This is a genomic window from Mycobacterium sp. (assembly GCF_004298145.1).
Classification (GTDB): domain Bacteria; phylum Actinomycetota; class Actinomycetes; order Mycobacteriales; family Mycobacteriaceae; genus Mycobacterium.
Genome location: NZ_SCRH01000021.1, coordinates 54,895 through 67,746 on the forward strand (window position 1 = coordinate 54,895; position 12,852 = coordinate 67,746).

Here is a 12,852-nt window from a genome sequence, read left to right on the forward strand (position 1 = left end):
GCCACAGACTACCCTTGACTGCGTGTCCGATACGCGCGTCGCGCCGCACAACGTGCGGTATCGCGAACGATTGTGGGTTCCGTGGTGGTGGTGGCCACCGGCCTTCGCGCTGGCGGGCATCATCGCTTTCGAGTTCAACATGGGCGTCACCCGGCAGTCCTCGTGGTGGCCGTACGCCGCCCTGTTCGCGGTGGCGGCCGCGGCGTTGTTGTGGCTGGGCCGCATCGAGATCCGGGTCACCGCCAACCCGGCGGTGCCGGGGGACGTGGAATTGTGGGCCGGCCACGCGCACCTCCCGGTCACCGCGATCGCCCGATCCGCACAGATAGCACCCTCGGCCAAGTCCGCCGCCCTGGGGCGCCAACTCGACCCGGCGGCCTACGTCCTGCACAGGTCCTGGGTGGCGCCGATGGTCCTGGTCGTCCTGGACGACCAGGACGACCCGACGCCGTACTGGCTGGTGAGTTGCCGTCACCCGGAGCGGGTGCTGTCGGCCCTGACAAGGTGAGTCGAGCTATCAAGCCGCGCAGTCGGTACAGATCATCACGCCGTTCTTCTCGCTGGCCAGCCGGCTGCGGTGCTGCACCAGAAAGCAACTCGAGCAGGTGAACTCGTCGGCCTGCTTCGGAACGACGCGGACCGAGAGTTCTTCACCGGACAGATCCGCGCCGGGCAGTTCGAAGTTCTCAGCGGACTCAGATTCGTCGACATCGACGACGGCGGAAGCCGCCTCGTTGCGTCGCGCTTTGAGCTCCTCCAGCGAGTCCTCCGAGACGTCGTCGGTCTCGGTACGCCGTGGAGCGTCATAGTCGGTAGGCATATCTCTGTTCCCCTGCCCTATTGCCTCTACATGCCCGCGTAAATCTCAAGCATCGCTTTGTACCAGCGTCGAACGCATCCACCAAATGATTCGTGCCCGTATCGCGGCCCATTAAGGTGTGATTTACGTCACACACCCATTTTTACCCTTGTGCTCGCTTCTGAACAGTGGGTTTACCCTGCGGCTAGAGTGCAGCTGTGGTCACACAAATCACCGAGGGTACAGCCTTTGACAAGCACGGTCGGCCGTTTCGGCGGCGCAATCCCCGGCCCGCGATCGTCGTGGTGATTTTCCTCGCAGTGGCCACGGGCGTGATCTGGACCGTGGCGTTGACGCGGCCCGCCAAGGTGCATGAGGCAGTGGTGTGCAATCTCCCGCCGCAGTCGACCGGTTCGGCGCCGGCCCAGCTCGGTGAGCAGGTGTCGCGCAGCGCCATGATGGACGTCACGCCCACCAAACTCGCCGACACCAAGGTCCGCGTCCTCAATGCCAGCGGCCGGGGCGGACAGGCCGGCGACGTCGCCGGGGCGATGAAAGACCTCGGCTTCGCGCAGCCGACCGCCGCCAACGACCCTCTCTATGCGGGCACCCGGCTCGCCTGCCAAGGCCAAATCCGTTTCGGCACCGCGGGGCAGGCCACCGCCGCGGCGGTGTGGCTGGTGGCGCCGTGCATGGAACTGTTCAACGACAGCCGCGCCGACGACTCCGTCGACCTGTCCTTGGGAACCGACTTCACCGCGTTGGCCCACAACGACGATATCGACGCCGTGCTCGCCACCCTGCGGCCCGGTGCCAACGAGCCGTCGGATCCCACGCTGCTGGCCAAGATTCACGCCAGCAGCTGCTGAGGCGGTCAATCCAGAATCGGATCCAGGCCGTTGAAACGCTCCAGGACGGCCAGCAGCTCGTCGGCGATCCCGGGCGCGGCTGCCAGCACCAGCCCGGCCCCGGCGGCGTCGGGCGCCGGCAGGACCACCCGGGCCCCCGCCTCGGCCGCGATCAACGCACCCGCAGCACGGTCCCATACCTTCAGACCGTGCTCGTAGTAGGCATCCAGTCGGCCCGAGGCGACCATGCACAGATCCAGCGCCGCCGAGCCGATGCGACGAACATCGCGGACCACCGGCAGCATGCGCGCCAACAACGCCGCCTGCGCCGCCCGGCGCTGCCGCGAATAGCCGAAACCGGTGCCCAGCAACGCCATCGAAACGTCCTCGACCGCGGCGCACTGCAACGGCTGCGTTCCTTGGCCGTCGATGACGTGCGCACCAAGGCCGGTGGCCGCCGAGTACACCCGGTCGCCGACGACGTCGGCGACCGCCCCGGCCACCGATTCGCCGTTGACCTGGGCCCCGACCGACACCGCGTATGCGGGGACGCCGTAAACGAAATTCACTGTGCCGTCGATGGGATCTAGCACCCAGGTCACCGATCCGGCCGGCGTGCCCGACGGGTCGGTAGGCCCGCCGCCCTCCTCACCGAGAATGGGGTCCCCAGGCCGTAATTGGGCCAACCGGTCCCGCAACAGCCGCTCGGTCTCGGTGTCGACCACCGTCACCGGGTCGGTTGGGGTGCTCTTGGTTCGCACCGCGCCGCTGTCCGGGGCTTTCGCGCCGGCACCGAAGACCTCGGCGCGCCGACGCCGCACGAACACGGCGGCCTCCGTGGCCAGGGTTTCCGCCACTGAGCGCAGACGCACGAGCTCGTCATCGGATTGGATCACCGGTCTATCGCATCACAGTCGCCACAGCCGCGCAGACGCCACAGGCCACAACGCCGCGGCGTTAAGGTGAGCGGACAGCCCAGTCACGCCGAGGAGATTCGATGACCAGCGCCGACTCGACCACGGACACGCCCGGCGCCGCACCGGCCGACGGCACGCCACAGCGTCGCGGCTTCGGGATCGACGTCGGTGGCAGTGGCATCAAGGGCGGCATCGTCGACATGGACACCGGGCTGTTGATCGGCGAGCGGGTCAAGCTGCTGACCCCGCAACCGGCGACTCCCTCGGCGGTCGCGAAGACCATCGCCGCGGTCGTCGATGAATTCGGATGGACCGGATCCCTCGGAGTGACCTACCCCGGGGTCGTCACGTACGGCGTCGTGCAGACCGCGGCCAACGTGGACAAGTCCTGGATCGGCGTCAACGCCCGCGACATCATCACCGCCGAGCTGGACGGTCAGGAGGTCACGGTGCTCAACGACGCCGACGCGGCCGGGCTGGCGGAGGAGCACTACGGGGCGGGCCGAGATCAGTCCGGCCTGGTGATCTTGCTGACCTTCGGCACCGGAATCGGCTCCGCGGTCATCCACAACGGCACGCTGATACCCAACACCGAGTTCGGGCACCTGGAGGTCGGCGGCAAGGAAGCCGAGCAACGAGCGGCATCCTCGGTGAAGGAAAGGAAGGACTGGTCCTACGAAAAATGGGCCAAAGAGGTGACCAACGTGCTGGTGAGCATCGAGAACGCGATGTGGCCTGATCTGTTCATCGCCGGGGGCGGTATCAGCCGCAAGGCCGACAAATGGCTGCCGCTTCTCGAGAACCGCACCCCCGTGGTGGCCGCCGCCCTGCTCAACACCGCCGGGATCGTCGGCGCGGCGATGGCCGCCACCTCGGACGTGACCCACTGAATTTTGCCCGGCAGAGCTGTAGTACCCCGCACTGTCGTTACAATGGTGCTCGGCGAACGCCCAACCGATAGCGTGCGACTACTCACGCTGATACCAACGCCGACATCGACATAGCAGACACTTTCGGTTAACCATGCCCAATACCCACCGAAGGTGAGCCCAAACGAAGGGGTGTAAGTGGCAGCGACCAAAGCAAGCCCGGCAACCGATGGGCCGGTGAAACGCACCGCCACCAAGTCTCCGTCGTCCCCCGCCAAACATCCGGCGGCCAAGGCCGCCAACGGCTCCACGCCCGCCAAACGGGCCGCCAAGACAACGTCGCGGTCCACCAAGTCCGAGGCCGCCGCCGGCGATCCCACCAAGAAGACCCCCAGGGGAGCCGACGCCACGGCGGCGTCGGGACGCGGGACCAAAGCGGCCAAAGGCGGGCCCGCGGATCCCGACGCCCTCGATTCCGACGGAGCCGTCGAAGATCCCGATAACGAACCCGACCTCGAGGGTGAGCCCGGCGAAGACATCGAGATCGACAGCGATCTCAGCCTCGATGAACTCGAGGAAGACGTGGCGACCGAGGGCGAAGACTCCGGGGCCGAGTCGGGCGACTCCGACGCGGGTGACGACGAGGAAGCGGCCGCGCCCGCGGCGGCCGCCAAGACCGCCCCCGCCGACGAGGACGACGAGATCGCCGAGCCCACCGAAAAGGACAAAGCCTCCGGCGATTTCGTCTGGGACGAGGACGAATCCGAGGCGCTGCGTCAGGCCCGCAAGGACGCCGAGCTCACCGCCTCCGCCGACTCGGTTCGCGCGTACCTCAAGCAGATCGGTAAGGTCGCGCTGCTCAACGCCGAGGAAGAGGTCGAGCTGGCCAAGCGCATCGAGGCCGGCCTTTATGCCACGCAGCTGATGACCGAGCTGTCTGAGCGCGGCGACAAACTGCCCGCCGCCCAGCGCCGCGACATGCAGTGGATCTGCCGCGACGGCGACCGCGCGAAGAATCATCTGCTGGAGGCCAACCTGCGGTTGGTGGTGTCGCTGGCCAAGCGCTACACGGGCCGCGGAATGGCGTTCCTCGACCTCATCCAGGAGGGCAACCTGGGCCTGATCCGCGCGGTCGAGAAGTTCGACTACACAAAGGGCTACAAGTTCTCCACGTACGCGACGTGGTGGATCCGTCAGGCCATCACCCGCGCCATGGCCGACCAGGCCCGCACCATCCGTATCCCGGTGCACATGGTCGAGGTGATCAACAAGCTGGGCCGCATCCAGCGTGAGCTGCTGCAGGATCTGGGTCGCGAGCCCACGCCCGAAGAGCTGGCCAAGGAAATGGACATCACGCCCGAAAAGGTGCTCGAGATCCAGCAATACGCTCGCGAGCCGATCTCGCTGGACCAGACCATCGGCGACGAGGGCGACAGCCAGCTGGGCGATTTCATCGAAGACAGCGAAGCCGTGGTGGCCGTCGACGCGGTGTCGTTCACGCTTTTGCAAGACCAGTTGCAGTCAGTGCTCGAGACACTCTCCGAGCGCGAGGCCGGCGTCGTGCGGCTGCGCTTCGGGCTCACCGACGGGCAGCCCCGTACCCTGGACGAGATCGGGCAGGTTTACGGGGTGACCCGTGAGCGCATCCGCCAGATCGAGTCCAAGACGATGTCGAAGCTGCGCCACCCCAGCCGCTCCCAAGTGCTGCGCGACTACCTCGACTGATCGAGCCCTGCCTTCCTCGAGAACGGTTGGTGCGCAAGCTGTTCGCAGCACGCTGAATGCGGGCCGGCCAAACAGCCGCCGCGGCGGCGAAATTCGGCTGCGCCGACGGCCTCCCCGTCGTACGGTGAGGCGCATGTCAGCACACCGCAAAGTGGTCGTTTCCGAATCCGTCTTCGAATCGGTGGTCGGCTACTCGCGCGCGGTGCGGGTCGGTCCGCATGTGTCGGTGGCCGGAACTACCGGTACCGGGCCCGCCGATGACATCGCCGCTCAGGCACGAGATGCCCTGCTCCGCATCGAAATTGCACTGCAGCAAGCGGGCGCGACGCTCACCGACGTGGTGCGCACCCGCATCTACGTCACCGACATCTCGCGCTGGCGTGAGGTGGCAGCCGTGCACGAACAGGTGTTCGGCGCGATACGTCCCGCGGCCACCATGGTTGAGGTCTCGGCGCTGATCGCACCCGAGTTGCTGGTAGAGATCGAGGCCGACGCCTACGTCGACTCCGCGGGCGGATCCTGAGCCACGCGCGGGGTGACCGGCGGGAAGCTGCCGTCGGCGCCCGGCGGATAGGCCGTGACCCGGATTACCGCGGCCACCGGCAGCGGCCCGTACAGGTGCGGGAACAACATCGACTCCGGATCGGTTACAACTCCTGGCTCCCAGCGCACCGGTGCGCCAAGCCGGGCCGGATCGAGGTGCAACAGCACCAGGTCATCACGACCCCGGTAGAGCCGGTTGGCCGGCAGGTGGACCTGCTCGGGCCTGGACAGGTGAACGAAGTCGGCGCCGTCGGCGGGGCCGATGCCACTCCCACGTCGGGCCGTCGCCCACTGCTCGGTCCCGCACAGGTGCACCAGCACGTCGCGAGCGAAGGTCACCACCACCACCCTAGAGAACCGCCGAAAACAAACCTGACCAGGTCGTGAGAAACGACACACCCGATAACGATCAGGGAACAAGGCGAAAACCCCATACGTCTGAGAAAGTGAATGTACGAGAAACGGAGAAGCCATGAATGCAACTCTGACGAGTCCAGAACTGACACGGGCCGACCGCTGCGACCGCTGCGGTGCCGCGGCTCGTGTACGCGCCAAGCTGCCTTCCGGCCTCGAGCTTCTCTTCTGCCAGCACCACGCCAACGAACATGGGGCCAAGCTGACCGAGCTGGACGCCGTGCTGGAGGTCAGCGAAAGCTAGGCCGGCGCGAACTCGCCTGTCGCCAATGTGGGCAGCGCGCGCGATCTTCGGTAATGCTGGACTGGTATGAGCGATCAGGTCGCAAAACCGTCGCGCCACCACATCTGGCGAATCACCCTGAGGGCTCTTTCTAAGAGTTGGGACGACTCAATCTTTTCGGAGTCGGCTCAGGCGGGCTTTTGGTCGGCGCTGTCCCTACCGCCGTTGCTGCTCGGGATGTTGGGCACCATGGCCTACGTGGCACCGCTGTTCGGGCCGGACATGCTGCCCAACATCCTGCGGCAACTGATTTCGACCGCGCACAGCGTGTTCTCCCCCAGCGTGGTCAACGAGATCATCGAGCCGACCGTGCGTGACATCGCCAACAACGCCCGTGGCGAGGTGGTGTCGCTGGGTTTCATCATCTCGCTGTGGGCTGGGTCGTCGGCCATCTCGGCGTTCGTCGACTCCGTGGTGGAGGCGCATGACCAGACGCCGTTGCGCCATCCGGTGCGGCAGCGCTTCTTCGCGCTGTTCCTCTACGTCGTGATGCTGGTGGGTGTGGTCGCGACGGCGCCCCTGGTGGTCGCGGGCCCGCGCGCGGTAGAACAACACATCCCGCTGGGCCTGTCCAACGTGCTCCGCTACGGCTATTACCCGGCGCTGATCGTCGGCCTGACGCTCGGCGTGATGCTCCTGTATCGGGTCGCCCTGCCGGAACCATTGCCATCGCACCGGCTGATCCTCGGTGCGATGCTGGCGACCACCGTCTTCGTCACCGCCACGCTGGGCCTGCGGTTCTACTTGAGGTGGATCACCAGCACCGGCTACACGTACGGCGCCCTCTCCACGCCGATCGCATTCCTGTTGTTCGCGTTCTTCGGTGGTTTCGCGATCATGCTCGGCGCCGAACTCAATGCCGCCGTCCAGGAGGAATTCCCCGCACCCAAAACGCACGCCCACCGGCTGCGCACCTGGCTGTTCGCTCGGTCGCCGGCGTTGAAGCGGACCGTGGAAACGCTGGCCAGCCCGATAGCGAATCCCGCAACGCAGCAACGCGATACCGCGGCGGCGGAGCCGCCCGCGTGATCAGCCCTTCTTCATCCGGTCGTAGATCTGCTTGCAGTCCGGGCAGACCGGCGAGCCCGGCTTCGCCGCCTTCGTGACGGGGAACACCTCGCCGCACAGCGCCACGACGTAGTTGCCCATCACCGCGCTCTCGGCGATCTTGTCCTTCTTGACGTAATGAAAAAACTTGGGCGTGTCGCTGCCGGTCCCGTCGTCGACGCGTTCGTCGGTCTCGGTGCGTTCGATCGTCTGGGTCTGCATACCTCACATTGTGCACTGCGCGGCACCGCCCCAAAACCGGCCGAGACGGAATCGGCCAGGTGTGGGACAGTGGAGGAATGAAGCACGGCTCCGACTCGGGGTTCGACGGCAGCTTTGATGACTTTGACGGCACCAAAAGCCGGCCGGTGCTCATCACCGCCGCCGAACCCTCCTATGAGGAGCAGCATCGCGCGCGGGTCCGTAAATACCTGACCCTGATGGCTTTCCGGATTCCGGCGCTCATCCTCGCCGCACTCGCCTACGGCGCCTGGCACAACGGCCTGATTTCTCTGGCGATCGTGGCGGCGTCAATCCCCCTGCCCTGGATGGCCGTGCTGATCGCCAACGACCGGCCGCCGCGCCGCCCCGACGAGCCCCGCCGGTTCGACAATGCCCGCCAGCGCACTCCCCTGTTCCCCCGCGCCGAACGTCCGGCGCTCGAGCCTTCGCGACAACCCCAACCGGGGTGGCCGCCTGACGGGCGGGGCGGAATCGACCACAGCTAGCCGCCGATGGCTCCGGAGTGCCGTCGTCGCGCACTTCTCAGGACATTCTCAGGTCTGCGGCACATTTGTGCACGTCAAGACGTGTGAGATGGGGAACCGCTGGGAACTCTGAAACCTGATCGGTCGTTGAACTCGATGACAGCAAAAGCCGAACGGGAGGTCGTTATGGCGAACGCCAGCACGAGCAGATTTGACGGCGATCTGGATGCTCAAAGCCCCGCGGCGGATCTGGTGCGCGTATATCTGAACGGAATCGGTAAGACGGCGTTGCTCAATGCGGCAGGGGAAGTTGAACTCGCAAAGCGCATCGAAGCCGGGCTCTACGCCGAGCACCTGCTCGAAACGCGTAAGCGCCTCGGGGAGACCCGTAAACGCGATCTAGAGGCCGTGGTACGCGACGGTAAGGCAGCGCGGCGTCACCTGCTGGAAGCGAACCTGCGCCTGGTGGTGTCGCTGGCCAAGCGGTACACAGGTCGCGGCATGCCACTGCTGGACCTGATCCAGGAGGGCAATCTCGGACTGATCCGCGCGATGGAAAAGTTCGACTACACAAAGGGATTCAAGTTCTCGACCTACGCCACGTGGTGGATCCGTCAGGCCATCACCCGCGGTATGGCCGACCAGAGCCGCACCATCCGGCTGCCCGTCCACCTGGTCGAGCAGGTCAACAAGCTGGCGCGGATCAAGCGGGAAATGCACCAGAACCTCGGACGTGAGGCCACCGACGACGAGCTGGCCGCCGAATCGGGCATCCCGGTCGAGAAGATCAACGACCTGCTGGAGCACAGCCGCGATCCGGTAAGCCTGGACATGCCGGTCGGCTCGGAGGAGGAAGCCCCGCTGGGCGACTTCATCGAGGACGCCGAAGCGATGTCGGCCGAGAACGCGGTGATCGCCGAGCTGCTGCATACCGACATTCGCAGCGTGCTGGCCACCCTCGACGAGCGCGAGCACCAGGTGATCCGGTTGCGGTTCGGCCTCGACGACGGCCAGCCCCGCACGCTGGACCAGATCGGCAAGCTGTTCGGGCTGTCCCGCGAGCGGGTCCGCCAAATCGAGCGGGACGTAATGTCCAAACTCCGCAACGGGGAGCGCGCCGACAGGCTACGGTCATACGCGAGCTAACAACTCACTCAAGCTAGTTAGCAGACGGTATGCCCGCCGCGTCAGCGGCGGGCATACTGCTTGCCTGGGAGGCGTTGCACCCATTCATGCAGCTGGCCAAGTAGACTCAGCGTCGATGGAAGGTGCTGAATGAACGACCTGGTTGACACCACCGAGATGTACCTGCGGACCATCTACGACCTCGAAGAAGAGGGCGTGACGCCGCTACGTGCCCGAATCGCCGAACGCCTCGATCAGAGCGGGCCGACTGTCAGCCAAACCGTGTCCCGCATGGAGCGCGACGGGCTACTCCACGTGGCCGACGACCGCCACCTCGAGCTCACCGACAAGGGCCGGGCGCTGGCCGTGGCGGTCATGCGCAAGCATCGCCTCGCCGAACGGTTGCTGGTCGACGTCATCGGGGTGCCCTGGGAAGAAGTGCACGCCGAGGCGTGTCGCTGGGAGCACGTGATGAGCGAAGAGGTCGAGCGGCGATTGGTGAAGGTGCTCAACCACCCGACCACGTCACCGTTCGGCAACCCGATCCCCGGGCTTCTGGACCTGGGCGTGGGCCCCGAGTCCGGTGCCGAGGACGCCAACCTCGTGCGGCTGACCGAACTGCCGCCCGGCTCCCCGGTGGCCGTGGTCGTCCGGCAGTTGACCGAACACGTCCAGGGCGACACCGATCTGATCACCCGCCTCAAGGACGCCGGTGTCGTTCCCAACGCGCGCGTGACCGTCGAGACCGGGCCCGCCGGGGTGACCATCGTCATTCCGGGCCACGAGAACGTCACCCTGCCGCACGAGATGGCCCACGCGGTCAAGGTCGAAAAGGTCTGACGCACGCCGTTGCTTCCCGGCTAGCCAGCCCTGCGGCCGAATGGCCGCGGCGGCGGCAGCCGCACGCCGAACCGTTTGGCCAGCCGGTAGCCGGTGAGCGCGAGGTCCCGGATGTCCTCGGGTCGCAGGCCCGACTGCAGGGCGGTGTCCAGCATGCCCGCCATTCGATGTTCGGGCGAGCAACGCAGCGCCTCCTGCAGCGACACCCCGGCAAGTGGACCGTCGCCGCGGGCATAGGCGCTGAACGCGAGCAGGACCAGCGCCTCGACCCGCCACGGCGGCGGCAACGTGCGCGCCAGTAACGCCCACAACGATTCGACCTCGTCGGCACCCTCGCCGACGGCAAGCGCGTACAGGATGTCGCGCACCTGCGGGTCGCTCAGCGCGCAGCCCAGCGCCGCCAGCTCGGCGTCGGACAGCGATTCGCCGGAGGCGACCCGGGCGGCGGCCGCCATCGCGTTCTCCACGTCGCCGCGGGTGCAGCGGACCGGATGCGCGCGATGCGCCGCCCGGCGCCGGGCGGCCTGCCCCCTGACCGCGCCGGCCAACGTGGCGCTGCGTTGAGGGTCGTCGGGCGCGATGACCGCCTGCAGGTCGGCGCGCCGCGGGTAGAGCCGCCTGCCCTCCAGCACCGCCGCGGCGGCCAGCGGCGACGCCGACGGATCCTCGACGAGGCCACTCGACCCGCAGCCCTCGACACAATGCCAGCGCCCGCCGAGGGCAACGCGGTCCACCACGTGGCTGGCCCACAGCTCAATGTCGTGCCGCGACAAGGACTCTGCGAGCGCCTCACACAGTTGCCGGTACTCCTCGTTGCAGCTGGGACAGTGCGCGCCGTCCGCGGCGACGATCACCGCGATGACGGCCTCGGGCCGGGCCGCCGCAGCGACCTCCGCCAGGTGATCGACCCGGCCGGGCAACTCCTCGGAGAGGTCGACGCGCATCACCGACCCGAGCTGCCCGTCGCCCAAAGACACTAATACCAATGAATTTTCGGGACTGAAGCCGAGAACGGCGGGCAGCGCGGCGATGAGCGCGCCGGGGCGGGAAAGTTCGAAGTCGGGTTGTGGATGCGTGGTCATGAGCACCAACGCTGACGGCCGTCACCGTCAACCGGTGCTCGCGCGCGCCGGCGCAGCAGCGGACCTGTGGACGAACCCGGCACTGTGAGTTGTGCTGCTCTACTGTTTAACCCATGAGCTCGGCGCAAGAGTACGACATGGTGGTCATCGGCTCGGGGCCCGGCGGGCAGAAGGCCGCTATCGCCTCCGCCAAGCTGGGCAAGTCGGTCGCCATCGTCGAACGCGGCCAGATGATCGGCGGCGTGTGCGTCCAGACCGGCACCATCCCGTCAAAGACGTTGCGCGAAGCGGTCCTTTACCTCACCGGGATGAGCCAACGCGAACTCTACGGCGCGAGCTATCGGGTGAAAGAGAAGATCACCCCGGCCGATCTGCTGGCTCGCACCCAGCACGTGATCGGCAGGGAAGTCGACGTGGTGCGCAACCAGCTGATGCGCAACCGCATCGACCTGCTGATCGGCCACGCGCGATTCGTCGACGCACACACCATCGAGGTCGAAGACCCCTCGCGCCGCGAAAAGATAACCATCAGTGGCAAGTACGTCGTCGTCGCCACCGGTACCCGGCCGGCGCGGCCCTCCGGCGTGGAGTTCGACGAAGAACGCGTGCTCGACTCCGACGGGATCCTCGACCTCAAGATGCTGCCCACCTCGATGGTGGTCGTCGGCGCCGGCGTGATCGGCATCGAGTACGCCTCGATGTTCGCCGCGCTGGGCACCAAGGTCACCGTGGTGGAGAAGCGAAACGACATGCTGGACTTCTGCGACCCCGAGGTGGTCGAGGCCCTGAAGTTCCACCTGCGCGACCTGGCGGTGACGTTCCGGTTCGGTGAGGAGGTGACCGCGGTCGACGTCGGCTCGGCGGGCACCGTCACCACCTTGGCCAGCGGCAAGCAGATTCCCGCTGAGACGGTGATGTATTCGGCCGGACGGCAGGGCCAGACCGACCATCTCGACCTGCACAACGCAGAGCTGGAGGCGGACAACCGCGGTCGAATTTTCGTTGACGACAATTTCCAGACAAAGGTGCCCCACATCTACGCCGTCGGGGACGTGATCGGTTTCCCGGCGCTGGCCGCGACCTCGATGGAGCAGGGACGGCTGGCCGCCTACCACGCGTTCGGGGAAGCGTGCGACGGCATCACCGAGCTGCAGCCGATCGGCATTTATTCGATCCCCGAGGTCTCCTACGTCGGCGCCACCGAGGTGGAGCTCACCAAGGACTCGATCCCCTATGAGGTCGGGGTGGCGCGATACCGGGAGCTGGCGCGCGGCCAGATCGCCGGAGACTCCTACGGGATGCTCAAGCTGCTGGTGTCCACCGAGGACCTCAAGCTGCTCGGCGTCCATATCTTCGGCACCAGCGCGACCGAGATGGTGCACATCGGGCAGGCCGTGATGGGGTGCGGGGGCACGGTGGAATACCTGGTGGATGCGGTGTTCAACTACCCCACGTTTTCCGAGGCCTACAAGGTGGCGGCGCTCGACGTGATGAACAAAGTGCGGGCGCTCAACCAGTTCCGCCACTAGCCAGCCGCGCTGGCGATCGCCACTGGCCAGATGGCGGCGACCCGCTGCGCCCGGCTACACCGCGCTGGCGATCGCCACTGGCCAGATGGCGGCGACCCGCTGCGCCCGGCTACACCGCGCTGGC

16 protein-coding genes are annotated in these 12,852 nt (G+C 66.8%); 11 read left to right on the forward strand and 5 right to left on the reverse strand.

All coding sequences use genetic code 11. From position 1 onward, the window contains the following. Nucleotides 1–22: 22 nt before the first annotated feature. Complete coding sequence (locus EPN51_RS07985; protein WP_293040014.1) at nucleotides 23–508, forward strand: DUF3093 domain-containing protein; 486 nt, start codon at nucleotides 23–25, stop codon at nucleotides 506–508. A gap of 9 nt (nucleotides 509–517) precedes the next feature. Here the strand turns inward: EPN51_RS07985 and EPN51_RS07990 are convergent, their stop codons facing one another. Further along, nucleotides 518–820 carry a DUF4193 domain-containing protein gene (locus tag EPN51_RS07990; RefSeq protein ID WP_008258544.1) on the reverse strand — a complete coding sequence of 101 codons (303 nt, stop codon included), beginning with the start codon at nucleotides 818–820 and terminating at the stop codon, nucleotides 518–520. A 197-nt stretch (nucleotides 821–1,017) separates the two neighbouring features. Between EPN51_RS07990 and cei the strand changes: the two genes are divergently transcribed. Then, complete coding sequence (gene cei, locus EPN51_RS07995; RefSeq protein ID WP_293040080.1) at nucleotides 1,018–1,668, forward strand: envelope integrity protein Cei; 651 nt, start codon at nucleotides 1,018–1,020, stop codon at nucleotides 1,666–1,668. A 5-nt stretch (nucleotides 1,669–1,673) separates the two neighbouring features. Here cei and EPN51_RS08000 read toward each other — a convergent pair whose 3' ends face one another. Further along, nucleotides 1,674–2,543, reverse strand: coding sequence for an inositol monophosphatase family protein (locus EPN51_RS08000; protein WP_293040082.1), 870 nt, complete (start codon nucleotides 2,541–2,543; stop codon nucleotides 1,674–1,676). A gap of 101 nt (nucleotides 2,544–2,644) precedes the next feature. Between EPN51_RS08000 and ppgK the strand changes: the two genes are divergently transcribed. The 3 genes from ppgK (at nucleotide 2,645) to EPN51_RS08015 (ending at nucleotide 5,681) form a co-directional block, all read left to right on the forward strand. After that, nucleotides 2,645–3,454, forward strand: coding sequence for a polyphosphate--glucose phosphotransferase (gene ppgK, locus EPN51_RS08005; RefSeq protein ID WP_293040084.1), 810 nt, complete (start codon nucleotides 2,645–2,647; stop codon nucleotides 3,452–3,454). A gap of 177 nt (nucleotides 3,455–3,631) precedes the next feature. Beyond that, on the forward strand, nucleotides 3,632–5,158 hold the full coding sequence (locus EPN51_RS08010; protein ID WP_293040085.1) for an RNA polymerase sigma factor: 1,527 nt from the start codon (nucleotides 3,632–3,634) through the stop codon (nucleotides 5,156–5,158). Nucleotides 5,159–5,291: 133 nt separating this feature from the next. Then, on the forward strand, nucleotides 5,292–5,681 hold the full coding sequence (locus EPN51_RS08015) for a RidA family protein (protein WP_293040087.1): 390 nt from the start codon (nucleotides 5,292–5,294) through the stop codon (nucleotides 5,679–5,681). On the opposite strand, the gene EPN51_RS08020 is transcribed toward EPN51_RS08015, so the two are convergent. Beyond that, complete coding sequence (locus tag EPN51_RS08020; protein WP_293040089.1) at nucleotides 5,654–6,049, reverse strand: DUF952 domain-containing protein; 396 nt, start codon at nucleotides 6,047–6,049, stop codon at nucleotides 5,654–5,656. The genes EPN51_RS08015 and EPN51_RS08020 overlap by 28 nt on opposite strands. 124 nt (nucleotides 6,050–6,173) lie before the next feature. Here EPN51_RS08020 and EPN51_RS08025 point away from each other — a divergent pair, with 124 nt between their 5' ends. Then, nucleotides 6,174–6,359, forward strand: a complete 186-nt coding sequence (locus EPN51_RS08025) for a hypothetical protein (protein WP_293040091.1) — start codon at nucleotides 6,174–6,176, stop codon at nucleotides 6,357–6,359. 66 nt (nucleotides 6,360–6,425) lie between these two features. Next, a complete protein-coding gene (locus tag EPN51_RS08030; RefSeq protein ID WP_293040093.1) occupies nucleotides 6,426–7,427 on the forward strand; it encodes a YihY/virulence factor BrkB family protein in 1,002 nt (333 codons plus the stop codon). Here the strand turns inward: EPN51_RS08030 and EPN51_RS08035 are convergent, their stop codons facing one another. Then, complete coding sequence (locus EPN51_RS08035) at nucleotides 7,428–7,667, reverse strand: DUF3039 domain-containing protein (protein ID WP_293040095.1); 240 nt, start codon at nucleotides 7,665–7,667, stop codon at nucleotides 7,428–7,430. 59 nt (nucleotides 7,668–7,726) lie between these two features. On the opposite strand from EPN51_RS08035, the gene EPN51_RS08040 reads away from it, so the two are divergent. The 3 genes from EPN51_RS08040 (at nucleotide 7,727) to EPN51_RS08050 (ending at nucleotide 10,117) form a co-directional block, all read left to right on the forward strand. Next, nucleotides 7,727–8,173 (forward strand): DUF3099 domain-containing protein, encoded by a 447-nt coding sequence (locus tag EPN51_RS08040; RefSeq protein ID WP_293040096.1) that lies wholly within the window; start codon nucleotides 7,727–7,729, stop codon nucleotides 8,171–8,173. 135 nt (nucleotides 8,174–8,308) lie between these two features. Next, on the forward strand, nucleotides 8,309–9,298 hold the full coding sequence (gene sigB / locus EPN51_RS08045; protein WP_293040098.1) for a sigma-70 family RNA polymerase sigma factor SigB: 990 nt from the start codon (nucleotides 8,309–8,311) through the stop codon (nucleotides 9,296–9,298). A gap of 129 nt (nucleotides 9,299–9,427) precedes the next feature. Further along, nucleotides 9,428–10,117, forward strand: a complete 690-nt coding sequence (locus EPN51_RS08050; protein ID WP_293040100.1) for a metal-dependent transcriptional regulator — start codon at nucleotides 9,428–9,430, stop codon at nucleotides 10,115–10,117. A 20-nt stretch (nucleotides 10,118–10,137) separates the two neighbouring features. On the opposite strand, the gene EPN51_RS08055 is transcribed toward EPN51_RS08050, so the two are convergent. Beyond that, the gene (locus EPN51_RS08055; protein ID WP_293040102.1) at nucleotides 10,138–11,199 is read right to left on the reverse strand and encodes a DUF4192 domain-containing protein; all 1,062 of its coding nucleotides are present in this window, start codon (nucleotides 11,197–11,199) and stop codon (nucleotides 10,138–10,140) included. 113 nt (nucleotides 11,200–11,312) lie between these two features. Between EPN51_RS08055 and sthA the strand changes: the two genes are divergently transcribed. Continuing rightward, nucleotides 11,313–12,728: a Si-specific NAD(P)(+) transhydrogenase gene (gene sthA / locus EPN51_RS08060; protein ID WP_293040104.1), complete on the forward strand. Its 1,416-nt coding sequence runs from the start codon at nucleotides 11,313–11,315 to the stop codon at nucleotides 12,726–12,728. The last annotated feature ends 124 nt before the right edge of the window (nucleotides 12,729–12,852 follow it).